The organism is Bryocella sp. (genome assembly GCF_058498515.1).
In genome coordinates this window covers 112,965-135,836 of sequence record NZ_JBMHYI010000021.1, presented here as the reverse complement: position 1 = coordinate 135,836, position 22,872 = coordinate 112,965, and the positions used below count along the sequence as shown (strand labels likewise).

Genomic DNA, 22,872 nt, shown 5'->3' with positions numbered 1-22,872 from the left:
CCCATGCACTAGAACTCGTAGTGCATGGAGAGGGTCACAACATTTGCGTGGAAGTTGCGTGGAGCGCTCAAACCAGAGGAAGGCTCTGTGCGCCCGCTGGGGCCGGTGAGAGACGTGCAGGGAACAACCGGCGTGGTGAGTGAGGTAGCCGAGCTGCAATATACCGGCCCAGACGGTCCACCTTCACCATACCCGTAGTAGTTGTACTCTGCGCGCCAGATCCACTGCGGACGGACGATCCAGGCAAGATTGACATAAGGAGACTGGTACGCCGACTGCAGCGAACCGTTCACCTGCTGTGCATCCGCGAAGAACTGGTTGCCGCTGACTGCGCTAATGCGGTAGCCGGCTCCTGTACGGACCTTCTTGTTGGGTGTGTAGGTGAGGCCCATGGAGGCGTACTGCGTGGGTGCGTCCATGAAGTCCTTCACCGGACCCCAGTCGCCTGTAGTGTTCGGGCAGATGTTGTTCGCGCCCGCCGCGTTGAGGGAGGCCGTACCAGGAAGCAGTGCGGTCGCGCCACTCAGGTAGCAGGCGTTGGTCGAGGTGTAGACGTCATAGTAGGAGTAGTTGAAGTTGAAGGAGTACTTCTCATTCGGCGAGAGATCCACTCCTGTGCTGATATTGCGAGTGTGATCGACATGTCCGATAGGACCGTCCACTGAAGCCGTGCCGGTGTTGTTGGTGTTGTTATGACGCTCGAGGTCGTTGTAGGCGCCCGAGATGGAGACCCATGGTTTCGGCCGGTACAACGTGTGGAAACGATAGTGCTGGAGCTCGCGCGGAGCGACAGGCGTCAGCACATTGTTGTCGTAGGACACTTCCACGGAGCCGTTCATGGTCCATTGCTTGGTGGGCCGGAAGTTTGCGCTGAAGACACCGGCGTTCTGGTCGATGCCGACCAACAGCGCAGCTGTTCCACTACCTGCGTTCTGCAGGATCATGCGGCTCTTGTAGCGGTAGGTGACCGAGAACGAGGCCTTCGAGCCGGGATCCCAGGCCGCGGTCGCGTTGTTGGTCACGATGCGCTGGCCGAAGTAGCCGTAGAGGGTCGTTCCGTTCGGGTTGCCGGTTACGCTGAACGCTGTTCCAGCCGCCAGTACGCCCGCGTAGTTGATGGTTTCGTTGGTCGCCGTGGCAGGTGTGTTCTGCGTGATGCCGGCGGAGACCAGCGTGCTGCCAGGCTGATGAGTGTTCGAGTAGTCTGCCTGGTCGGAGAGGGTGAACGTCTTGGTCAGGTTCCAAACGATGCCGTAGTCGAAGCTCACAACTCTGCGCTGAACCGTTCCGCCACCCGTGAAGGTTGCGTTGCGGATGACGCCATCGAGGCCCTGGAAGTTCTCGTAGTAGTTGACCAGGTTGGTGTTGGCGATGGTGTAGCGTGCGTCGCCAGTCATCTCGATGTTGTGGATGCTGGAGCTCTGGAAGCGCAGCATCTCGGTGGGGATGATCGAGCGCGTGGGCTGGGTGCGGCTGTAATTCGTGATGACATCGCAGGCCGGGTTGATGACAGGCTTGCCGCCCGTGCTCGTCGGCGCTGTGAAGATGGTGTAGTTGGTCGCGTTGGTGTAACCCGAGCCCATGCTATTGGTGTTGCAGGCAGCGATGGTGTAGGGGTTCGCCGTCGCATCGAAGTTACCGATGGATACGGGTGTTCCGTCCGCTTCCTGCGCGATGAACTGGTTGGGGGCGATGGTGAAGTAGGAGTCGCCCTTATAGTGTGTGACCATCTCCTCGAAGGAGACGCGCGTCTGCGCGAGCGGCTTCCAGTCAACAGCTCCCTGGAAATCGTCCGTGCTGTTGCGCTGGTACTCCATCAGCAGGGCGTCGTACTTGCCGATCGAACGATTCGGCGTGTAGGACGGTCCCTGGAAGATGTTCTGCGAGTAGCCGGCGCGGAAGGTGACCTTCGCCAGAGGAAGGACGGTGACGTGCACGTCCGTCATGCGGCGAACGGTGTTGAAGAGCAGCGGAGACTGCTGGAGTGAGTTGAACGGGATCCCGGCAGCTGTAGCTACACCGCCGACCATGCCGTAAGGGATCGTCTGGTTCGGAACGCTTGCGTTACCGAGCAGATCGTAGTCGAAGTACTGGCGGTCGCGACGGAACATCCCGGAGAACTCGTAGAGCTTGCCCTTCGAGAAGTCCATCTTCACCACGTTGATCGGGTCGCCACCGAAGCCATTGCTGGTCGCGGTGAGCGAGTCGAACAACCTGTGTTGTGTTCCGGGGAGGGCGTGCAGGGTGAACGTCTCACCAAGAACGCGCGGCCCGGAATGGATGTTGATCAGCGTGTCATACATGGCTCCGCTGCCGGAGAGCCCCACCGCATGGCCGCCGAGATCGGCGGTCTGGTGCACGATGTAACCGTCCTGAACGATAGCGCCTGTCGGCGGCGCCTTGGTAGTATCCTGGGCTGCCGCGGCACCTGCCGCTAACAGTAAAGTAACGATTGCGATGCTCTTTGTGACCCCTTGACACCTGTTACGGTATCGGGGCTCATCGGGCAGGCGAGAAAACATTTCTGTGTTCGTCATCTCAAGCCTCTTCTTGTAAGAAAACTTCGTAGGGAAATCCATCCGTCAAGCGCGTCAGTCGCTGGCCTTCGAGTGACCGCGGCGTCCGGTTCCGGACGAACGCCGCGGTAGTCTTTATCGGATGAACGCCGGGTTGACGTTCGATCCGTGGATGAACGTGTGGCAGGTGATGCAGGGCTCCTGGTCGGCCGATCCAGCATTCATCCCGTGCACGGTCGCTGCTGCTACTGGACTGTGGCACTGGTTGCAAAGCTGGTTGACATTCGGCACATTGAGTAGCCGGGCATTCTGCGAACCATGCGGTGTATGGCAGGACATGCAGCCTTCGCCCTTTACCGGAGCGTGCTCGAACACAAAGGGTCCGCGCGTTTCGGTATGGCACTTGGTGCAGATCGCATTCTTATCCGCGGTGGTGCGCAGCTGCTTATCCTCGAACGTTCCGTGCGAGTCATGGCAGTCACTGCACTTGATCAGCCCCTCCTCCACCTTGTGGTGGAACGGAGCGCCGAACGCAGGCTTCACGTCGGCATGGCAGGAAAAGCACAGCTGAGGCTGTGGAGCCTTGAGCAGCGCCTTTTCTTCCTTGGCCGCGTGCACGCTATGGCAGCTCACACAACTGAGGCCCGCCTTGGCGTGGTTCGACTGGAGGAAGTTAGGGTGTGCTCCGGCATGGCAAGTGAGGCAGGTCTCACTGATCTGCTTCGGGTTTGCCTTGGCCGGGTTGATGATTTTGGTAATGTCGCCGCCGCCTTCGACATGCGCTCTGCCTGGTCCATGGCAGCTTTCGCATGACGCTCCAGCCTTACCGTGCATCGCTTCGATGCGGCTGTGCGGGTTATCTCCAAATTTCTTCGCGACGTCTTCATGACATGTCGCGCACGTCTCTGATCCCACGAAATCCGAAGCAGGATGCTTTGCATCCTGTGCTACTGCCACAGATCTACCCGATGCCATCAAGAGCATCGTCGCGATCAGAGGCAGCAGAACCAGCGTCCAGCCTCGCTTACAAAGTGCGACCCGCAAAAGGTACATACGTCCCGCTCATTCAGCCTGGCCAAACGTGCGCCAGGACTTTGTTTGTTCACCTAGAGAGTAGGAACAATCGCCGGGATGGGTTGTGACAGTCATCACGGGCGGATGTGCGCTCCCAAAATCCGCCCGGCGCTTACCGCACGAATGTTCTGTTACCGGAAAGCGGCTTATGACGGTACGGTCATGGCCAGCATGCGTTCGCACCCGCATGAACACAAGGGAATTGCAATTCCTACAAGAACCCCCGTGATTTCAGCTGTTCACTTCGGGAAAGCGGGTCGAGAGAGGGCGGTGAGACCGCGTTCGTTAGTCGGACAGTTTGCAATCGGTTGAGCTAGCCGTGCGAAGGGCAGTTTCAATTCGGAACGTGAAGCGACACCGTGATGCAAAACGACGTTGCGTCAGGCCAGCGCGGGGGCTGCGGGCTCCAACTGGCGTGAGGAAGCACGTGCCGGTTTGACCGTCTCCCACTGAGCGAGTTGGCGCATGGTAAGGTCCAACAGCGTGGGCATCGCCTTGCGTACGGGCGGCGTGAGCACGGTGCCCCAGTCGGTCGAAGCCGGCTGAACGCCGAAGAGCACAAGTTCGTCAGGAGGGGTCCCGAGAAGCTGCAGCGCGGCGAGCAGGTCAGCGAAGCCGAGCAGATGCACGCTCTTCGAGACGGGCAGCCGGTACAGCTGCTCGCCCTCAAAGCGCGCCACCGTTCCGGGCTCGCCGCCGAAATCAACGGCGTCCAGCGTGACGATGTGCGTGAGGCCATCGATACGGCCCATGATCTCGAGTCCCAGTGTGCCGCCCTCCACGAGCCGCACATTGCGCGGGAACTCTGGGGAGGCATCGAGCTCGTCGAGCGCGAGCATCCCCACGGCATCGTCCGTTCGCATCAGGTTGCCGAGGCCCAGAACGCCGCGGGTGGAAGAAGAATCAGTCATAACGCTCCCGGTTGTTGCAACGGCTTTGCAGCTTGATGACCTGGTGGCTTCGCTCTACCCTCTATCGACTGAGGTCGAGCGCTCCGCTGGCGGCTGCGGAGGCCAGGGCCTCCACCTGTACTGTGCTATAAAGCTGGCCGTTCGGCTGTACCACATGGACCGCACACGCCATGCAGGGATCGAACGAGTGAACGGTGCGCAGGACTTCGAGCGGACGTTCGGGATCGGCGATGGGGGTGTTGAGCAGCGAATGCTCATACGCTCCGCGCTGGCCTGTGCCATCGCGTGGGCCGGCGTTCCAGGTTGAAGGCACGACCGCCTGGTAATTGGCGATCTTTTTGTCCTCGATCTCGATCCAGTGGCCCAGCGAGCCGCGGGGCGCCTCTTCGAGGCCAAAGCCTGCGCAGGACTTCGGCCAGTTGTCGGGGTTCCACATGGCGCCGTTGTGGATCTTGACGTTGCCATGCCCGAGGTTTTCTTCGAGCTTCGCGATCCACGTTTCCAGCTCGCCGGTCATGATGCCGGCCTCGATCGCGCGTGCCGCGATGCGGCCCATCGTTGAGAACAAGGCTGTTGCCGGGAGATTCAGCTTGGTGAGTGTGGCATCCACCTGCTGCTTCACGTTCTCGCGGCCACTGGCATAGGCGATGAGCGTGCGAGCGAGGGGACCAACTTCCATCGCCTGGTTGTCATAGCGCGGCGACTTGACCCACGAGTATTTGCCGTCGGTGTTGATGTGCTCGAACGGCGGCTTGGGGCCGGTGTAATTGGGGTTGGTCTGGCCCTTGGAAGGATGCAGACCGGCTTCGCCGCCCTCGTAGTCGTAGTAGCTGTGGGCCACGTACTCGGCGATTTTATTCGGATCCATCGTGTGCACGGTGGAGAGATCGCGGTTGAGGATGATGCCGCGCGGAAAGAGGAAGCCTGCGGGGCCTTTGGTATCGCCCGGGGCAAAGTCGCCATAGGCCATGTAATTCCCGATGCCTTCGCCGATCTTGAACCAGTCTTTGTAGAAGCCGGCAATGGCTACGACGTCCGGCAGATAGACCTGCTTCACGAAGGTCTCAGCATTCTTGGCGAGCTGGTTAAGCAGCATCACCGTCTCGTTGTTGATGGCCGCGCCTGGCTCGTCGGGATCCATGCCCGAGGCCATGCCGCCGACAAGGTAGGTTTGCGGGTGAGGATTCTTGCCGCCTAACACAGCGTGGATGCGCACCACCTCGCGCTGCAGCTCGAGCGCTTCGATGTAGTGCGCGACGGCGAGGAGGTTGACCTCGGGCGGAAGAATGTAGGCCGGGTGCCCCCAAGGGCCACTCGAGAACAAGCTCAGCTGACCGCTGGCGACCAGCGTCTTCACGCGGTCCTGCACGGTCTTGAAGTAGGCGGTGGAGGACTTCGGCCAGTCGGAGAGAGACTGCGCGAGTTGCGAGGTCTTGGCGGGATCGGCCTTCAGCGCCAGCGTGACGTCGACCCAGTCGAGCGCGTGCAGATGATAGAAGTGCACGATGTGGTCGTGGACGTTCTGCGTGCCGGCGATGATGTTGCGCACCAGCAGAGCGTTCTCGGGAACCTCGATGCCGAGGGCATCCTCAACGGCGCGGACCGAAGCCAGCGCATGCACGGTTGTGCAGACACCGCAGATGCGCTGCGCCCAGATCCAGGCCTCGCGAGGGTCGCGACCGCGGACGATCTTCTCGATGCCGCGGAACATGGTGCCGGAGCTCCAAGCCTCGGTGACTTTGCCGTTCTGGACTTCCACCTCAATGCGGAGGTGACCTTCAATACGCGTGACGGGATCGATAACCACACGTGCCATGGCTGTTGTTCTCCTTCTTCTCCGCCGGAAGTGAGGTTTCCACCTACACTGCCTGGCTCATGCGGCTTGATCGCGGGACGTGATTGCGAAGGGCGAACATCGCACCGCGTCTTCAGGGCAAGAAACTACGTTTCGCGACATGGCATGGTCGGTGATGAGAGTCACACGGCCCTGTGCCGTCGCGTAAAGGCTTTCGTTACAACACGAAGCTGCCAGCGTGCGCGAGGATCTCAGCGACGAGCGACCCTCGGGTTGAGCTTTCCGCCGAGGTCTCGGTCTCTCCGCTTCCGGACAGTTTGTCGGCCGCGATCTGAATCAGCGAAGCCGCTTTGCCTTCCGCGGCCTGACGTTTCTTGCAGCCTGGACATTTTCCTGAACACCCGGTGCTCATGATCGTTTTCTCCCAATACAACCCTAGCCGCCGGTTTGCACCTGCGCGGGTGATGGAAGTCACATCGACTTGTACACGCAGTTGCTGATACTTGCTAGCAGCCCGGAGAAGGAGGTTCGCCTTCTGCCTCGGGTTGCGGAGCGCAAAACGCGCACTGCACCCTCAGCCAAGGATGGCGAGCGTATGAGCACGGCACCGGAGTTCAATCTGCGGTCGGCACTGGAAGCACGCGGCGTGTCGCGGCGCAAATTTCTTAAGTTCTGCAGCGTGATGACCGCCACGATGGCGCTGCCTTCACGTTACACAAGCCTGATCGCGCAGTCGTTGGAAAAGACCAAACGGCCCGTTATGGTGTGGCTCGAGTTCCAAGATTGCACAGGCAACACGGAATCGATGCTGCGGGTGAGCAACCCGGGCATCGCCGACATTGTGCTGGAAGTGCTGTCGCTGGAATACCACGAGACCATCATGGCGGGCAGCGGCAAACAGGCTCAGGCTGCCCTTGATCGCGTGATGAAGGAGCACGATGGCAAGTTCATCGCCGTCGTGGAAGGCTCTATCCCGATGGGCGATGACGGTGTGTACTGCACCATTGGCGGCCGCACCGCGCTGGACATCGCGCGGGAAGTGCTGCCCAAGGCGGCAGCTGTGCTCGCGGTTGGGGCATGCGCCTGGGACGGTGGCATCGTCGGCGCCGGGATCAATCCAACGGGCGCTGTGGGTGTGGAGCAGGCTGTGCCTGGCATCAAGCAGCTGGTGAACCTGGGCGGATGCCCGCACAACCCGCAGAACACGGCTGCCGTGCTGGTGCACTACCTGACCTTTGGCGAGATGCCGGCGCTGGATCAGTTCAACAGGCCGCTGTTTGCCTACGGCAACCTGATCCACGAGCAATGCGAGCGCCGCGCCCATTACGACGCGGGCCGTTATGTCGAGGAGTGGGGCGACGAGGGCGCGCGCAAGGGTTGGTGCCTGTACAAGATGGGCTGCAAGGGTCCTGAGTCCACCTTCAACTGCCCGGTAGTGCGCTGGAACGATGCAACGAGCTGGCCTATCAAGGCTGGGCACGGGTGCATTGGCTGCGCAGCTCCGAAGTTCTGGGATACGCGATCGCCGTTCTATGACCGCCTGCCCAAGGTTCCGGGCTTTGGCGTCGATGTGAAGGCGGAAGAGATTGGCTGGACCGCGGTTGGCGTTGTGGCGGCGGGAACGATCGTACAGATCGGCGCGAACATGGTGCGCGACAAGATCCGTCCGCCAGAGGCCACGGCACACCCACAGACTCCGCCACCTCCGCAAGATCCTCAACAGCCAGGCAGCAGCCACAACGGACAGTAGACCGTAGCACGCGAAGATCGGAGGCGCACGATGAGTGCAGCAGATAGCACCAGGCAGGTACCCGCCAGCACCCGGCACATTCCTGAATGGCAGGAACCTCACCACAACCAGGTGCGCGTGTACATGTGGGAGTTTCCGGTGCGTCTGTCGCACTGGCTGATGGTCGTGAGCATCACCTCGCTCTCCATCACCGGCTACTACATGCATTCGCCGTACGTGAGCGCGCACCAGTATGGCGACTGGGCGATGGGGGATATGCGGTTCTGGCACATCCTCTCGGCGTATGTGTTCACCATCGCCATCGCGCTACGGATCGTATGGTTCTTCCTGGGCAACAAGTATGTCCGGATCGATCAGTATCTTCCGATCGCCAAAGAACGCTTCCTGGGCATCTTCCGGGTCGCGAAGTACTACTCGTTCCGGAGGTGGAGGCCGGTCTCATACATTGGCCACAATCCGCTGGCGGGACTTTCCTATGCCGGGATCTACGCGCTGGCGCTGATCGAGATCTTCACCGGATTCACGCTGTACTCGCAGACGCTGGACACGCCGTGGATCCGGGGAGCGTTTGGCTGGGTGCAGCTGGTGATCAGCATTCAGTACATTCGCGAGATCCACTTCTGCATCATGTTCATCTTCTGGATGTTTTTCATGCAGCACCTCTACACCGCAGTGCTGGTCTCGATCGAAGAGGAGACCGGGTTGATGGATTCGATTTTTTCGGGCTATAAGTTCGTTTCCGAGGAAGAGCTGAATGAGGAAAACCAGTCCTCGCATTGAGCGTTCCCGGTGATCCATCGATCACCGAGTGATCTTCATCACCGCCCCGCGTACTCCCTCGCACGGCCCCCGCTCGAGCGGCGAACTACAACCCAAACATGGAGGAACAAAGAGGTGACCCCATGGCAGCGAGCACTGTTCAACCCGTACGTCGTGTCTCGGTAGCGCATCCCGAGAAGATTCTGATTGCGACCGACCTGACGGACTTAGGCAATCTGGTCCCACATGCGATCGCGCAGGCCCAGGCCACCGGGGCCAGCATCGTGATCGTGAACGCGATCTCTCCGCTCTACGCGGCCTCCATGGGAGGAGCAGAGGTTCCCGTCGCGAGCCCCGCGCAGTTGATCGACGAGGTCCGTTTGTCCCTGGTGGAAACGGCGGCACGTATCGAGACTGCCGGCATCCGCTGCGAGATTGTCGTCCGCATCGGAACTCCGGCCGAGGTGATCGGCGAGGAGGCACGTGCGGCCCACGGTGCAGCACGCATCATCATGGGCACACACGGCCGCGGCAAGCTCAAGCAGCTGGCTCTGGGATCCGTCGCACATCAGTTGATCGGCGAAGGCAGTACACCGTTGTTCATCGTGGGGCCGAACGCCCGCAGCGATGAACGCGCCGCGACGCCCCGCCACATCCTCCACCCCGTGTCCTTCGAAGGAAACTATGAGGCAGCGGCGCGGCAGGTCTATGAGCTGGCCAAGGCTGCCGGAGCGCACCTGACGCTGCTCCACATCCTCGACGGCGGGCCGGAGGACAAGGTGAACCCTGGCCGCATTCTCCAGTGGGCCCACCACGCGCTGGGACAGCTGGCGACGGCATCGGGGCTTCCCCCGGAGCTGGTGCATCTGCAGGTGGTCGAAGGCCGGGTCGCAGACCAGGTCGTACGCATCTCACGGCAGGCCGGAGCGGACTGGATTGTCTTTGCGACGGATGAGCAGACTTCCGCTTCGCTGCTGAACGAGAGCCGGTTGTTCCGGGTGATGGCCGAGGCAGAATGCCCGGTGCTGCTGCTTCGGAACTAGACAACCTCTGCCGGAAGGCAGACTTTTCTTTCTTTGCGGTCCGACTGGACGAGGCGGACCGCATTTTTTGTTCGGGGTGACGTGGCAATGACGCGCCACACCAAAAAAATAGAGGGAGCAGATTCGCTCCCTCTCGGTTCAACATGACACTGGCCGTAGACCTTGAACTCACTTCGCAGCCATCCGAGGCCGTCGAAAGCAGAATGAGCGGACTAGCAGGCGGACATGCGCTCCAGCGTGGTGGGTTGCAAGACCGTCATGGCGACGCCACGGGTGGAGATGACCTTTTCCTTGCGCAGGCGGCTGAGGGTGCGGGTGACGGTCTCGCGCGTGGTGGCGGCCATCGAAGCGACTTCCTCGTGCGTGAGCGACATGGTGACGAACGGGCTGGCGTTGCGGCGAGCCTCTTCGGCCCAATCCAGGATGAGACGAGCGATGCGGCCGGCCGGGGAGCTGGGGAGCGCCACCAGGCGAGCTTCCTCAAAGGCGGCACGGTAGTCGCGAACCATGGAACGGGCGGCGCCGAGGCTGACTTCGGAATACTGCTGCATCATCGCGGTGAGGTGGTTGAGGTGGAGCACACGAGCGCGCACCGGCTCGAGAGCCTCCACGGTGGTCTCCTGCTCGGCGCCGTCCAGAGCGCCGCTGAGACCAAGCACGTCCCCAGCCTTGGCGATGCGCAGGATCATAGTGCGACCCTCCTGCGAGCTGACCGAAACCTTGACCTTGCCGGAGCACAGGACATAGATGGCGTTGGGCTGATCACCCTCGCGGAACAACACGCTGCCGCGCGGATACTCCATATACACGGAGTTGGCTTCCAGGAAGGTGCGAGCCTCTGCGCTGACATTGCAGAAGGCGAATCCATTGGCGTTCTGGCAGGTGGTGCACTTGCTCATCATGGCGTCGCTCCGGTTGGGTGATCTTTTTCGCTACACCCTCACTAGAGCAACTGCAGTGCCAAACTCGGATTCTCGCTTTTGGGTCACTTTTGCTTGTGATTCGGGGTCTCCATCACACAGAGGAGCGCAATTTGTGCGCGATTTGGCCCAGTTGCTGCGTCAAATCGCGCAGCTGCATCACGCAGCGCGGCGGGGAGAGAGCTGAGACGGGCCCACTGCGGGTCTACAGGCCTGCCCCTGGGCCTTTGCCGCGGTGGTGCCCGGTGTGATGCGCGAGGTACCATGCTGTTTAACCCGCGCGACAAGTGGGGCACCTTACCGGCAGGGTCATCACGCACAGAGCATGAACGAAACCTCGATCGTCGTCATCGACGACAACCTTGGCAGCCTCGAGCTGCTTTCCGAAGCTCTTGCGCGTCCAGGGCTGGAGATCTATACGGCCTCGACTCCAGTGGAGGGTCTCGAACTGGTGAAGCGGCACCGGCCGCGGCTGGTCCTGACGGACCTGGTCATGCCCGTGATGAGTGGCCTCGAGGTCTTGGACCAGGTGATCGCCTTCGATCCTGCGATCGACGTGATCCTGATGACCGCACACTACACAACCGAGACCGCGGTAGCAGCCATCCGCGCGGGCGCCGCAGATTATCTTCAAAAGCCGGTGAAACTCTCCATACTGCGCGAGCGGGTGGCGGCTCTGATTGACACCGCGGCACGGCGGCAGCGAGCGCACTCCGGCGCCGAGCTGGAGTTCGAAGGGCTGGTGGCGCGCAGCGACCGCATGTGGGAGCTGTTCGCGATGATCGAGCGTGTCGCGCCCCACTTCCGATCCATCCTGATCAAGGGTCCGACCGGAGCGGGCAAGGATCTCATCGCGCAGGCGCTGCATCTGCGCAGCGGCGTCAAGGGACGCTTCGTGGTGCTCAACTGCTCGGCGGTGGTGGAGACCTTATTCGAGAGCGAACTCTTCGGTCACGTCAAAGGCGCTTTCACCGGCGCGGACCGCGACAAGACGGGTCTCTTCGACCTCGCGAACGGCGGCACACTGTTTCTCGACGAGATCGGCGACATGCCGATGGCGACGCAGGCCAAGTTGCTGCGCGCGATCCAGAACCAGGAGGTGATGCCCGTCGGAGGGCTCACTCCGAAACGCGTCAGCGTGCGCATTGTGGCTGCAACGCACAAGGATCTGAAGACCGCGATCGCCGAGGGCGGGTTTCGCGAGGACCTCTTCTATCGGCTGGCGATGGTGGAGCTCGTGGTGCCCTCCCTTCATGATCGCCCGGAGGACGTTGCGCTGCTGGCGCGGCACTTCCTGAGGAAGTTTGCGCACGAGTTTGCCAAGCCACTGGACGGATTGACGCCACGCGCGACGCTGGTGCTGGAGCGCCACAACTGGCCGGGCAACGTGCGCGAGCTGGAGCACGTGATCGGGCGTGCGGCGATGCTCACGGAGGGCCCGATGATCGACGTAGACGCGCTTCCGGATCACCTCGTCCATCCGGACGGAGTCAATGGAGTGGATGCCGCTGAATACGTCGTGGGGTCGGGAGTCACGCTGGAGGATCAGGAACGGCGGCTGGTGGTACAGGCCCTCGAAGAGGCCGACGGCAACCAGTCCGAGGCCGCGAGACGCCTGGGCATCGGGCGCGATGCGCTGCGCTACAAGATGAAGCGATTCGAGCTGCTCTGACCGGGGCTGTTGCGAGCCATCCCGAACCCTAAAGGCTTGCGTTCAACTGTTCCTGCACAGCAGCCCGCAGCCTTTGCGGGCTGATCGGCTTGGCGAGCACAGCAGCAAATCCGGCCTGCGCCATGATGTGCGGTTCCGGGTACAACGGGGTGGGCGCCAGCGCGATCAGGGGAGTCATCCGGCATTCGGGCAGCGCGCGAAGATCAGCGAGGTTTGCGCGGCTTCCGCTGGAGAAGTCCGTGACGTCCAGCAGGACCACGTGGGGCGCGAAGGCACGAGCCGCCTCCGCCAGGCCGTTCCAGCAGCAGACCGACCGCACCTGCATCCCGCTGTCCTCAAGAATGGCGCAAAGAAGCTCGCAGCTGGTGGTGCTGGGGTCGACAACGAGAGCCCGCTTGGCAGCGAGGGAACGGTAGTCCTTCGGGGCCTGATCTTCACGCTTCACTATATGACGTTACGGGCGCGAATCTCAGGCGACGGTGATCCAAATCACAGGGAGGCCGCGGGAAGTGTGAAAATGAAACGGCTTCCCTGCCCCGGCTCGCTCTCCACCCAGATGCGGCCGCTCTGCATCTCCACGAGTTGCCGGCAGATGGCGAGGCCGAGACCGGTGCCCTCGCGCACGCCCACCGGCGTGTACCCGACCTGGTAGAACTTTTCGAAGATCCGTCCGGATTCCTCCCTGGGGATGCCGACGCCGGTGTCCACGACCGCGACCTCAACCATATCGGCGTCGCGCCGCGCGTGCACGGTGACGGAGCCGCCCGAAGGCGTGAACTTGGCCCCGTTCGAAAGCAGGTTGGTGAGGATCTGGCGCAACCGGAGCCGGTCGGCGAGAACGTCGAAGTCCATGGGCGCGGCCAGATGTACCGAGACCGAGCGCGATTCCGCGTAGGGACGGATGGATTCCACCACCTCATCGGCTACGGCGTGCAACCCCAGCGATTCGGTGTGCAAGGTGAGGCCCCCAGCCTCAATGCGGCTGAGGTCCAGCACATCGTTGATGAGCCCGAGCAGGTGCTCGGAATCCTTGCGGATATGGGTGAGGAAGCGGCGCTGGCGATCGCTGAGCTGGGCCTCGGTCTCCTCGGCGAGCAACTCCGCAAAGCCGATGACGGTGTGCAACGGCGTGCGCAGCTCATGGCTGATGGAGGCCATGAACTCGCTCTTGAGGCGGTTCAGGCGCTCTGCCTCGGCCTGGCGGTCGCGCAGCTCGGCCATGTAGCTTTCCTGCAGCTCGCGCATGCGGCTTTCGGCCTCGCGGCGCTGCGAGACGTCGCGGATCACGGCGGTGACGAAGGTGTCTTCACCGGCGCGTACCGGCGAGAGACTGATCTCCACCGGGAAGGTTGAGCGATCCTTGCGCAAGGCGTAGAGGTCCAGGCCATGGCCCATGGGGCGGGTGCGGTTGGCGGCCATGAAGTCTGCGCGGTGGCGGTCATGGCCGTGCCTTACGCCCTCGGGCATCAGGTCCTCGACGCGAAGCTGCATCAACTCCGGCCGGGAATAGCCGAACATCTGCTCCGCACTATGGTTGGCGACAACGATCCTGCCCTGGCCATCCACCTGGACGATCGCGTCCGGGGCGTACTCCAGAAGCTCGTGAAAGCGGCGTTCGAAGACTGTCTCGGCTCGTGCAAGCGCCTCCTGCTCGGTCATGACAGCGAGTTGGGAATCGCGCTCGGCGAGCAGGTCGGTGGCATTGCGCTGCGCGGTGAGATCGCGGGCAATCTTTGCAATACCGACGATGCTCCCGGTGTTGTCCATGATCGGCGAGAGGCTGAGGGAGACGATGACTCTGTGCCCGTCCTGATGGCGGCGCAACACCTCGAAGTGATCGACTCGCTGGCCCTCGCGAAGCCGCTCGAGGTAGGCCTCTACGCGGGCTTCTTCGCCAGGCCACGCCAGCATGGTCACCGGCTTGCCAACCGCCTCCTCCGCGCTGTAGCCGAAGATCCTGGTAGCGCCCGAATTCCAGCTCATGATGACGCCGTCCAGGCTCTCGCCGATGATCGCGTCCTCCGAGCTTTCGACGATGGACGCCAGCCATCGCTCCGGATTGAGCCACTCAGGTAAGGGATGCGAGGGTTTCGGGAGGGAGATATCGCTCATGCTGGGATAACTCATTCTATCGGGGCACATCCTACACCCTAGCGAGTACACAGCAACTTTGTCCCGTTCGATTCCCAGTTGTGACCGTTCGCCCACTCGGCAGGGCGTTGCACAATGGCTCCGATGCGTCGACAATGACGGCCAGGAGGGCCAACGATGCGGCATGAGACACACTTCTGGTGGACCACCCTGGGACGCGGCCTGCTGGCGCTGATTGCAGGGAGCGCGATTCTGGTTGTCCCCGACATGGCCCGCACCATCCTGCTGCTGCCGCTGGCGATGAGTGTGTCGATCGTCTCCCTGGCGGCCTATGGCGTCTTCGATGGCGTGCTGGTCCTGGTATCGAGCTACATGGCTGCGACGGCCAGAGCAAGATTTGCGCTGCGCGTGCAGGGTGCGCTCGGGATCGGTGTGGGCATCCTGATCTACGCGACGTTCTTCAGCCGCGCCGGGCTGCACTGGTTCCTCTCGCTCATCGCGCTGCAGGCTCTGGTGACCTCCATGGCGGAGTTTGCGATCGCCCGCCATGCCTCGATACGTTCCATCTCGCGCTGGAATTACACGGCGGCAACGGTCGCACTGATCGCGGCACTGCTTTACGTCGGCGCGCGCGTCTTCCTCGTCCACGTGCTGACCGCGCAGGAGCTGGCGCTGATGATCTATGGCTACCTGATTGCCTTCGGTACGTCGCTGTGCCTGACGTCGGCGCGGATGCTGTATGCGGATTACCATCTCGCACCCACAGACGGGGCGTCGTAAGCACGAGCGAGGAACGATGGCGAAGGACACGATGCGCGCAGCGGTATTCCACGGCACGACCGGCAAAGGGCCGGTGACAGCGGAGCACCCCGCGCTGACGCTCGAGGACGTTGCGATCCCCAAGCCGGCGGCGGGCGAGTCGCTGCTGAAGGTGCTGGCCTGCGGCGTCTGCCGCACCGACCTGCACATCGTCGAGGGTGACCTGCCTGCGAAGCTGCGACCGTTGATCCCCGGCCACCAGATCGTTGCCGAAATCGTCAGCACGGACTCGACGGAGCTTCGGGCGGGTGATCGTGTGGGCGTGTCGTGGATGGGAGGCGTGGACGGCACCTGCAAGTTCTGCACGAGCGGCCGCGAGAATCTATGCGACAGCGCTGTGTTTACGGGCTACTCGCGCAATGGTGGATATGCGGAGTACGCCACCGCGCGCACGGACTTCCTAACGCCGCTGCCCACGCAGCTGGAACCGACGGTGGCGGCGCCGCTGTTGTGTGCGGGGATGATCGGCTTCCGCAGCCTGCGTGTGGCGGAGGTGAAGCCGGGTATGTGCGTCGGGTTGTTTGGCTTTGGCGCTTCTGCGCGGCTGGTGATGCCGGTGTTGCAGGCGTGGGGCTGCGAGGTCTACGTCTCCACACGCGGAGAGCGGCACCGCGAAGAGGCCTCGGGCATGGGAGCGCGCTGGGTGGGCGACGCGCTCGACCAACCTCCGGTGAAGCTAGATGCGGCGGTGACCTTTGCTCCGGTAGGCAGCGTGGTGCTCGCGGCGATCAAGTCGCTGGATAAGGGCGGCATCGTCGCGATCAATGCCATCCACCTCGACGAAATGCCGGCGTTCGACTACGACCGGTACTTCTGGATGGAGCGGCAGATCCGCAGCGTGGCGAACATGACGCGTCAGGATGCGAAGGACTTTCTCCGCATCGCTGCGGAGATCGGCATCCGGCCTGCCTCGCAGCAGTTTCCGCTGGAGCGCGCGAACGAGGCACTGCTGGCGGCGAAGCAGGAGGATGTGGTGGGGTCGGCTGTGATCGTGATGGGATGACGCCTTGGGCGTCGTCAGCTTTCCCGCTTGTCTGTAGAGGCGCGAGGTCTTCAGGCTTCCGGGCAGGAGGCTACTGTTCTTGCTCACCGCTTCCAACTGGTGCGAACAGCGTTCCCCGACCCAGTAGCCACTTAGGATCGAAGCGCTGCTTGACGGCGCGCATCGCATCAATCTGCGCCGGTGTGTACTGCAGCTCCAGTAGCTGAGCCTTGCGCTTGCCGAGACCATGCTCGGCCGATACCGTGCCGCCGAGCTGCACAGCGTATGCCGCGAACTCCTTCAACAGCGCGGCGGCGCGCTCCGCCTCGTCCGTGGTTGCGGGAAGCATGTTGAGGTGCAGGTGCGCATCGCCGATGTGGCCGAAGATCACGTAGTGCGTGCCCAACTCCTCACCGCAGCGCTTGCGGTAATACGCCAGCAAGTCGCGGTCGCGGTCTAACGGCACGGCGTAGTCGGTTCCCATGTTGAGGAAGCCGCGCTTCGTCATCGTCTCGACGACGAGCTGCGGCATCGCATGGCGGAAGGCGCGGAAGCGTTCGCGGTCACGGTCGTTCAAGGCGAACCAGGAGTCGTCGAGCAGTGCCTGTTGAGCCTCGAGGCGCTCGTACCAGGAGGCGAGTTCCGCATCGGCATCTGAGCCCTCGGCCTCGATCATCAATGCGGCTTTGGCCGCCGCGGGAATCTCAGGGTAGCGGGTGCGCAGGAGCTCCAGCGAGAGGTCGTCTGCATACTCCATCATGCGGAGCTCGGCGATGGGACGCCACGCGCGGACTGCATCGAGCGCAGCTTCATCGCTCGCGAAGAAGACCACGCCAGAGAAGACTTCGGCAGGCTCGGGGAGCAGCGCCAGCTCGGCCTCGACGACCACTCCAAGCGTTCCCTCCGAGCCGATGAAGAGGTCTACCCAGTCCATGCCGGGCGCCAGCTGGTAGCCTGCGGTGTTCTTCGTGACGCTGGGCCGAGGGAGCGCGAGAACCTCGAAGTCGATGGCTTCACCCCGCCGATACCAGCGCAACGAGCCATCCAGCAGCGCGACTTTGAGTGCGCGCACATGACGCCGCGTCGCGCCGAACTTGAAGCTCCTCGATCCGCTGGCGTTGGTGGCGATGTTACCGCCAATCGAGGCGCTGATCTCTGTGGGGTCGGGAGCGTAGAACTGGCGGGTTGGCGCAACGGCTGTGCGCAGGTCCATGAGTCGCACGGCAGGACCGACCAGCGCATAGCTCTCATGCACCTCGAGCTTCGTGAAGCGCTCCATGGAGACGACCCAGCCGCCCTGCGGCACGCGCGAGCCCGTGAGGCCCGTGCCAGCGCCAGCGATGGTGATGGGAGTATGTGTGCGGACGGCCTCGGCGAGCATGGCTTGCAGCTCCGCTTCGTTGGCAGGGAGGAGCACGCGCTCGGCATGACCGGTATAGCCGGAGGCATCGGTGAGGTAGTCGGCGCTGAAGTCCGAGCCGCCGCCCTGCGTGCCACGGGCCCAGGCGATGGTGTTGTCCTGCACAGCCATGCTCACGATGCTACCTTGCGAGGGGTTCTCGCGGCTCTTCTCGACTCGGATAGGAGCGGGAGCTATGCGACCCAGGTCGTGATGCGCTCGGGGAGAAACTCCTGCAGCGTTCCGCGGTGCTGCAGCAGACCTGGGACCTCGCCTGCCGGCACCGGCCGCGAGAAGAGGTAGCCCTGCACAACGTCGCAGCGCAGTTCGCGCAGACGATGGAGCTGGTCGGCATCTTCCACACCTTCGGCCACGACCTCGAGGCCGAGGCTGTGCGCCATGGAGATGATTGCGTCCACGATGGAGTACGTGCCGTTGGGGCGGCACAGGCGCTGCGTGAAGCTGCGATCGATCTTCAACGTCTGCACGGGTAGCTTGTCGATCTGGCCCAGCGACGAGTAGCCGGTGCCGAAGTCGTCGATGGAGAAGGCGATGCCCAGTGAGGCCAGCATCGAGACCTGACGCGTGGCCTCAGCCACGTTGCGCATCATTGCGGTCTCCGTGATCTCGAGGCCGAGCATCCGGGGATCGAGCCGGAAGCGCTCGAGCATGTCCACGACAGTGTGTGCGAAGTCCGGGCGCGTGATCTGCCGGGAGCTCACGTTGATGGCCACCGGCACCAGTGGAAGCCGCTGACTGCGCCACTCTGTCAGCAGCTGACACACGCGCTCCAGCACCCAGGTTCCCAGCGGAACGATGAGGCCGTTCTCCTCGGCGATCGGGATGAAGCGGTCGGGCGAGATCATGCCCAGGCGAGGATGGTGGAAACGCACCAGCGCCTCCAGGCTCGCCAGCTGGCCGGAGGTTTTGTAGAGAGGCTGGAAGTACATCTCGAGGCCGCCGCCGCCCTTGAGCGCGTGACGCAGGAGGATCTCCATCTCGTTGGCTTCCGAGGTTTCGATGCCGATCTCCGGCGACATGCAGAGGTATTGATTGCCGCCGGCGCGCTTGGCGCGGTACATCGCGCAGTCAGCGTTGCGCCACAGCCGCGCGGCGTCGGGAGCGTCCTGCGGGTAAACCGCGATGCCGATGCTCGCCGTGAGCTCGATGGTGAAGCCATTGGTGCGGAACGGAGCAACCAGCGTCTGGAGAAGATCCGCTGCGACGCGCTGCGCGTCGCTGGGCACAGAGATCTCATGCAGCACGACGGCGAACTCCTCACCGCCGACGCGGGCCGCCATGTCAACGGAGCGGAGGCGCGAGCGGAGGCGGCGCGAGACCTCCTGCAGGCAGGCATCGCCCATGGCGTGGCCGTAAGTGTCGTTGATCTGCTTGAAGCGGTCGACGTCGAGACAGAGCAGCGCAGACTGGCGACTGTAGCGTTGCGAATGCATGAGCGTGTGCTTGAGTGTCTGCTCGAGGTACGCGCGGTTGGGAAGGCCGGTGAGAAGATCGTGGTGGGCCTGATGCAGCAGACGGTCGTGGAGCTGCTGGCGCTCGGTGATGTCTTCGATCAGGGTCAGCGCGAGGGTGCGACCGGCGGAGTCGATGCGGCGCGTTGTGGCTTGCGCCAGGAAGGTAGAGCCGTCGCGGCGGCGGTGCTCTCTAGGCTCAGGATCGGCCAGCAGCGCTCGTACCTTGAGGACGTCCGTCTCGTCGTCGCGATCGGCAAAGAGGCTGATCACGCGCAACCGGCAGAACTCCTCCGGCGTGAAGCCGTACTGCTTCACTGCGGCGGCGTTGACGCTCTCGATCGCCAGGGTCTCAGGATCTGCGATCCACATAGGCTGCGGATTGCCTTCGAAGAGAAGCTGGTAGTGCTTGCTGGCGCTGGAGGCGGACCGAACTTCGTCCTCCAGCAGGAACAGAATCATGCCAAAAGCTACGAAGTACTTTGGGATGTTCCAGAACTCCGGGCTGATGCTGCTGATGATGCCAAGGTGCGCACAGAACTCGCCCGCTGGAAAGACCGAGGACCACGCGACCAGGCCGCATGAGACGGCCAACGATCCACCCGAGATGCGATGGAAGCGCGCCATGTAGGCGACAGCAACGAAGAGGTAGAACTCGAACAACAGGGCCGAGATGCCGGTTTCGTGCCGACCGTGCAGAATGGTCCAGGTGATCCAGCCGGTTCCGGCGCCGGCAGCGAGAAGGAAGGCCACAACAGTGACCGTCCCAGAGCTGCGACGAAGACGCAGGCCATACAGCACCGCGGCGGACTCGCCGACGCCCATCGCGATGAAGTAAGGGAGCATCGGCTGCACATCCCAAACCGCGAGCAGGATGCCGCAGATCGAGGCGATTCCCGCCACGACGATGACCCGGGTCTGACGGGGGCGATCCTCGATCGGAGCTGTAGGCAGGAGGAATGCCGCAGCACAGCCCACCAGTGCCGAGAGGCTGAGCGACTGCATCAGCCGAAGGCCGAACCCGCTGGGAGGATGGACCATGAGCGCCGCGAAATGCACCAGCACCAGAACCCAGCCCACCGTCCAGGCGCGGACCATGGTCGTCGCACGCGTCTGGTAGGTCGCGGCGAATAACAGGACCAGACAACCAATGATGATGATGTCCAACAGCTCTGTCTGCATCGGGATACAGCTCGCGCACAGGCGAAGAATCTGTGTTCGAGGCTATCGGCCCCTCAGTCAGTCATCTATAAGGCGAAAGTTGTATAAAACATCGCTAAACAACGGGCCTATCCCGCCGGTGGCATCTCTGAACTGATATTTCTGGGTGCAGGAAATGCGCTTTTGCGCGCGGGATCAAGCATTTCCGTTGCATGAAAAAGGAGAAGGCCGCATGGCCTTCCCCCTTTGATCTGAAGCGGTTCACAGCGGACGGCGTAGCGCCGCTACTTACTTTTGACCGCGATGACCTCAATTTCCAATGCCGCCCACGGAGCGGCAAGCGCAGCTACCTGGAAGGCCGAACGCGCCGGCTTGTTGGGCTGCTCCTTGGTCCCGAAATACTTCAGATACTCGGACTGCATGCCGGCAAAGTCCATCTTGCCGGTCTTCGGATCAGGACCGAGAAATACGGTCATCTTCACGACGTCACCCATATCCAGCCCCTGCTCCTTGAGGGCGGCCTGGATCTTCGCGAAGACGCTGGCGGCCTGCGCTTTGGTGTCGCCATAGTCGGCCGTAGTGCCTTTGGCTGTGTCTGCCGCGGTGATGGGCGAAGCGAGCTGGCCGCTGAGATAGTAGGTATCGCCTGCCCACACGCCGGTGGCGATGGCAGCCTTTTCAGTCTGGATGTGCTTCACGGGGATCTGAGCCTGAGCGACGCCCGTCAAGGCGAGCAGGGCAGGCGCAAGGAACTTGAGAGCGAACTTCATGATGTGCCTCCAGGGATGCAGTTGCGATGGGTTGTGTACTCGCGACGATAGCACGCGAGCTACGCTGATGTGGTGTTAGCCGCTCAGCGATTGCGAGTGGCCCTGCGAAATACTCAGCTGCTATGAGCCCGTTGCGATGGAAGCGTGCGGCGAAGCTAGTTGCGTGCTTTTCGTGCGATCGCCGATCATGTTGACCACACGCCGCGCGCTGAGCGCAGCACCCTCCTGCCAGCCGACGATGTTGCTGATCGTGTCCCCCGCGAAGTAGAAGGGACCATCGGCCTGGATCATCGTGTCGTAGCCCTTGGGGCCGCCGCCGTAGCTGCGGATCCACGAACCCTCGTTCCACTTCACGTGAGCCCAGCCCATGAAGATGCCCTTGCGCAACAGCTTCGAGCAGCCTGGATGCAGCTTCTCGATGGACATCTTCGACTGCTCCAACTTCTCCGCGATCGACATGGCGGCGAAGCCGGGCTGCGAGTATTCATCCGTGTAGCCGCCGACGATGATGCCCGTCTCGGCCATCAGGTTCGCGCTGGGGTACCAGACCGGGCTTGGCCCCTGCGCGAGGAATGAGAGGCCACCGTAGATGTTGTAGTCGGTCTCCCAGAATCGCGGGGCTTCCCATGGCATCTTGTAGGAGTTCGCCATCGTTGCTCCGTTGATGACGGCCTTGTACTCGGGCGAGAAGTCATTGGGGATCTTCTTGAGGATCGACATCGGCATTGCCACCACGCAGAAGGCCGCCTCAATCTGCTTCGGCGATCCCTTGTCGAGATACGTGACCTTCACACCATTGCCCGAGCGGCGAATCTCCGTTACTGGCGAGTTGTAATGCACGATGGGGCCGAGCGCTTTAGCGAACGCATACGGGATGCGGTCCATGCCGCCTACCGGCTGCATCATCGTCGCCTGCCAGTCCCACGCTTCTTCATAGAGCAGGCCGCCCCAGAACCCCTCGTCGAGCAGCAGATGCATGTCTTGCGGCTTCTCGATGACCTCCTGCTGACTGCCGGCCCCGGGTGTCACCTTGAGGCCGGCGCGGTCCGAGCCCACGTACTTGCCGGACTTATCCAACGGACCGTACGTGGCGAGGAAGTCCTTCATGCGCTCGCGATCCTCCGCGCTCAGCTCGGCATCGAGCGCTCCCTGCGCCACACACTTGTTCAGCAGCTCGCTGATGCGGCCGCGCGTGTCATTCATCGCCTTGCGCTGCACGACTGGAGCGCCGCTGTTGGCTTTGTCGTTTTGCAGCAGCGTCGAGCGTGAGGTGTTGATCTCAACTTCGAGCGGCACCTTCAATTCGCGACAATAGTTGAGCATCGTCCAGTGGGTGCTGGGCAGGCGCGCGGGGCCGAGGTTCTGGTAGTTCCCTTCTTCCCAGTCGATGGTCTGCTTCGTACCGTCGACGAACTCGATGACCGTACCCTTGCGCCCACTCCAGTTGCGACCGCCGGGACGATCGCGAGCTTCCAGCAGCGTTACATCATAGCCAAGTTTGTGTGCTTCATATGCCGTGACGAGGCCGCCGATTCCGCCGCCCAGCACCAGCACCTTCGTTCCTTTGCCGAGACCCGGAGCGACGGGCATCGGCGTCGGCCGCTGGCCCTTCATGGGCATCAGGCCAAGCGACTGCATGGTGGCGAAGGCGGCTGCATAACCGCCGGCATTGCCGACACGCGTAAGAAAGTCACGGCGAGTCATTCCCATCGAAGCGTATCCCTCAGGTTGCTGGAGC

Annotated in this window: 17 protein-coding genes; 6 read left to right on the top strand and 11 right to left on the bottom strand. The window is 62.5% G+C overall.

Annotated features, from left to right (window positions below):
- Window positions 1-8: 8 nt before the first annotated feature.
- The 4 genes from AC5E6W_RS06520 to AC5E6W_RS06505 form a co-directional block, all read right to left on the bottom strand.
- Window positions 9-2,360, bottom strand: a complete 2,352-nt coding sequence (locus AC5E6W_RS06520) for a hypothetical protein (protein WP_491751458.1) — start codon at window positions 2,358-2,360, stop codon at window positions 9-11.
- A 291-nt stretch (window positions 2,361-2,651) separates the two neighbouring features.
- Window positions 2,652-3,491, bottom strand: coding sequence for a DmsE family decaheme c-type cytochrome (locus AC5E6W_RS06515; protein WP_491751457.1), 840 nt, complete (start codon window positions 3,489-3,491; stop codon window positions 2,652-2,654).
- A 479-nt stretch (window positions 3,492-3,970) separates the two neighbouring features.
- Entirely contained in the window at window positions 3,971-4,501 is a 531-nt protein-coding gene (locus tag AC5E6W_RS06510) for a hydrogenase maturation protease (RefSeq protein ID WP_491751456.1), read from the bottom strand.
- Between the two features lie 61 nt (window positions 4,502-4,562).
- Window positions 4,563-6,317 carry a nickel-dependent hydrogenase large subunit gene (locus AC5E6W_RS06505; RefSeq protein ID WP_491751455.1) on the bottom strand — a complete coding sequence of 585 codons (1,755 nt, stop codon included), beginning with the start codon at window positions 6,315-6,317 and terminating at the stop codon, window positions 4,563-4,565.
- 574 nt (window positions 6,318-6,891) lie between these two features.
- Here AC5E6W_RS06505 and AC5E6W_RS06500 point away from each other — a divergent pair.
- The 3 genes from AC5E6W_RS06500 to AC5E6W_RS06490 all read left to right on the top strand — a co-directional run bounded on the left by AC5E6W_RS06500 (window position 6,892) and on the right by AC5E6W_RS06490 (window position 9,848).
- Window positions 6,892-8,046 carry a hydrogenase small subunit gene (locus AC5E6W_RS06500; RefSeq protein ID WP_491751454.1) on the top strand — a complete coding sequence of 385 codons (1,155 nt, stop codon included), beginning with the start codon at window positions 6,892-6,894 and terminating at the stop codon, window positions 8,044-8,046.
- Between the two features lie 30 nt (window positions 8,047-8,076).
- Complete coding sequence (locus tag AC5E6W_RS06495; protein WP_491751453.1) at window positions 8,077-8,826, top strand: cytochrome b/b6 domain-containing protein; 750 nt, start codon at window positions 8,077-8,079, stop codon at window positions 8,824-8,826.
- A 122-nt stretch (window positions 8,827-8,948) separates the two neighbouring features.
- Window positions 8,949-9,848, top strand: a complete 900-nt coding sequence (locus AC5E6W_RS06490; protein ID WP_491751452.1) for a universal stress protein — start codon at window positions 8,949-8,951, stop codon at window positions 9,846-9,848.
- Between the two features lie 212 nt (window positions 9,849-10,060).
- Here the strand turns inward: AC5E6W_RS06490 and AC5E6W_RS06485 are convergent, their stop codons facing one another.
- On the bottom strand, window positions 10,061-10,750 hold the full coding sequence (locus AC5E6W_RS06485; protein ID WP_491751451.1) for a Crp/Fnr family transcriptional regulator: 690 nt from the start codon (window positions 10,748-10,750) through the stop codon (window positions 10,061-10,063).
- Window positions 10,751-11,093: 343 nt separating this feature from the next.
- On the opposite strand from AC5E6W_RS06485, the gene AC5E6W_RS06480 reads away from it, so the two are divergent.
- Entirely contained in the window at window positions 11,094-12,440 is a 1,347-nt protein-coding gene (locus AC5E6W_RS06480; RefSeq protein ID WP_491751450.1) for a sigma-54-dependent transcriptional regulator, read from the top strand.
- 28 nt (window positions 12,441-12,468) lie between these two features.
- Here AC5E6W_RS06480 and AC5E6W_RS06475 read toward each other — a convergent pair whose 3' ends face one another.
- Both AC5E6W_RS06475 and AC5E6W_RS06470 read right to left on the bottom strand, forming a co-directional pair.
- Window positions 12,469-12,885, bottom strand: a complete 417-nt coding sequence (locus AC5E6W_RS06475; RefSeq protein ID WP_491751449.1) for a response regulator — start codon at window positions 12,883-12,885, stop codon at window positions 12,469-12,471.
- A 44-nt stretch (window positions 12,886-12,929) separates the two neighbouring features.
- Window positions 12,930-14,552 carry a sensor histidine kinase gene (locus tag AC5E6W_RS06470; protein ID WP_491751448.1) on the bottom strand — a complete coding sequence of 541 codons (1,623 nt, stop codon included), beginning with the start codon at window positions 14,550-14,552 and terminating at the stop codon, window positions 12,930-12,932.
- 156 nt (window positions 14,553-14,708) lie between these two features.
- Here AC5E6W_RS06470 and AC5E6W_RS06465 point away from each other — a divergent pair, with 156 nt between their 5' ends.
- A complete protein-coding gene (locus AC5E6W_RS06465; protein WP_491751447.1) occupies window positions 14,709-15,311 on the top strand; it encodes a hypothetical protein in 603 nt (200 codons plus the stop codon).
- Window positions 15,271-16,353 (top strand): zinc-dependent alcohol dehydrogenase family protein, encoded by a 1,083-nt coding sequence (locus AC5E6W_RS06460; protein ID WP_491751446.1) that lies wholly within the window; start codon window positions 15,271-15,273, stop codon window positions 16,351-16,353. Before AC5E6W_RS06465 ends, AC5E6W_RS06460 begins: the two co-directional genes overlap by 41 nt.
- 70 nt (window positions 16,354-16,423) lie before the next feature.
- On the opposite strand, the gene AC5E6W_RS06455 is transcribed toward AC5E6W_RS06460, so the two are convergent.
- The 4 genes from AC5E6W_RS06455 to AC5E6W_RS06440 form a co-directional block, all read right to left on the bottom strand.
- On the bottom strand, window positions 16,424-17,863 hold the full coding sequence (locus tag AC5E6W_RS06455; RefSeq protein ID WP_491751445.1) for an FAD-binding oxidoreductase: 1,440 nt from the start codon (window positions 17,861-17,863) through the stop codon (window positions 16,424-16,426).
- 62 nt (window positions 17,864-17,925) lie between these two features.
- Window positions 17,926-20,385 carry a putative bifunctional diguanylate cyclase/phosphodiesterase gene (locus tag AC5E6W_RS06450; protein ID WP_491751444.1) on the bottom strand — a complete coding sequence of 820 codons (2,460 nt, stop codon included), beginning with the start codon at window positions 20,383-20,385 and terminating at the stop codon, window positions 17,926-17,928.
- 263 nt (window positions 20,386-20,648) lie between these two features.
- Window positions 20,649-21,134, bottom strand: coding sequence for a Rid family hydrolase (locus AC5E6W_RS06445; protein WP_491751443.1), 486 nt, complete (start codon window positions 21,132-21,134; stop codon window positions 20,649-20,651).
- 120 nt (window positions 21,135-21,254) lie between these two features.
- Window positions 21,255-22,844, bottom strand: coding sequence for a flavin monoamine oxidase family protein (locus tag AC5E6W_RS06440; protein ID WP_491751442.1), 1,590 nt, complete (start codon window positions 22,842-22,844; stop codon window positions 21,255-21,257).
- Between the last annotated feature and the right edge of the window lie 28 nt (window positions 22,845-22,872).

What these genes read in the sequence shown, in the direction of transcription:
- AC5E6W_RS06505 (WP_491751455.1), bottom strand. Translation starts at nt 6,317, where the DNA reads ATGGCACGTGTGGTTATCGATCCCGTCACGCGTATTGAAGGTCACCTC.
- AC5E6W_RS06460 (WP_491751446.1), top strand. Translation starts at nt 15,271, where the DNA reads ATGCGGATTACCATCTCGCACCCACAGACGGGGCGTCGTAAGCACGAG.
- AC5E6W_RS06455 (WP_491751445.1), bottom strand. Translation starts at nt 17,863, where the DNA reads ATGGCTGTGCAGGACAACACCATCGCCTGGGCCCGTGGCACGCAGGGC.
- AC5E6W_RS06465 (WP_491751447.1), top strand. Translation starts at nt 14,709, where the DNA reads ATGCGGCATGAGACACACTTCTGGTGGACCACCCTGGGACGCGGCCTG.
- AC5E6W_RS06515 (WP_491751457.1), bottom strand. Translation starts at nt 3,491, where the DNA reads ATGGCATCGGGTAGATCTGTGGCAGTAGCACAGGATGCAAAGCATCCT.
- AC5E6W_RS06440 (WP_491751442.1), bottom strand. Translation starts at nt 22,844, where the DNA reads ATGGGAATGACTCGCCGTGACTTTCTTACGCGTGTCGGCAATGCCGGC.
- AC5E6W_RS06485 (WP_491751451.1), bottom strand. Translation starts at nt 10,750, where the DNA reads ATGATGAGCAAGTGCACCACCTGCCAGAACGCCAATGGATTCGCCTTC.
- AC5E6W_RS06450 (WP_491751444.1), bottom strand. Translation starts at nt 20,385, where the DNA reads ATGCAGACAGAGCTGTTGGACATCATCATCATTGGTTGTCTGGTCCTG.
- AC5E6W_RS06445 (WP_491751443.1), bottom strand. Translation starts at nt 21,134, where the DNA reads ATGAAGTTCGCTCTCAAGTTCCTTGCGCCTGCCCTGCTCGCCTTGACG.
- AC5E6W_RS06495 (WP_491751453.1), top strand. Translation starts at nt 8,077, where the DNA reads ATGAGTGCAGCAGATAGCACCAGGCAGGTACCCGCCAGCACCCGGCAC.
- AC5E6W_RS06470 (WP_491751448.1), bottom strand. Translation starts at nt 14,552, where the DNA reads ATGAGCGATATCTCCCTCCCGAAACCCTCGCATCCCTTACCTGAGTGG.
- AC5E6W_RS06500 (WP_491751454.1), top strand. Translation starts at nt 6,892, where the DNA reads ATGAGCACGGCACCGGAGTTCAATCTGCGGTCGGCACTGGAAGCACGC.
- AC5E6W_RS06510 (WP_491751456.1), bottom strand. Translation starts at nt 4,501, where the DNA reads ATGACTGATTCTTCTTCCACCCGCGGCGTTCTGGGCCTCGGCAACCTG.
- AC5E6W_RS06480 (WP_491751450.1), top strand. Translation starts at nt 11,094, where the DNA reads ATGAACGAAACCTCGATCGTCGTCATCGACGACAACCTTGGCAGCCTC.
- AC5E6W_RS06490 (WP_491751452.1), top strand. Translation starts at nt 8,949, where the DNA reads ATGGCAGCGAGCACTGTTCAACCCGTACGTCGTGTCTCGGTAGCGCAT.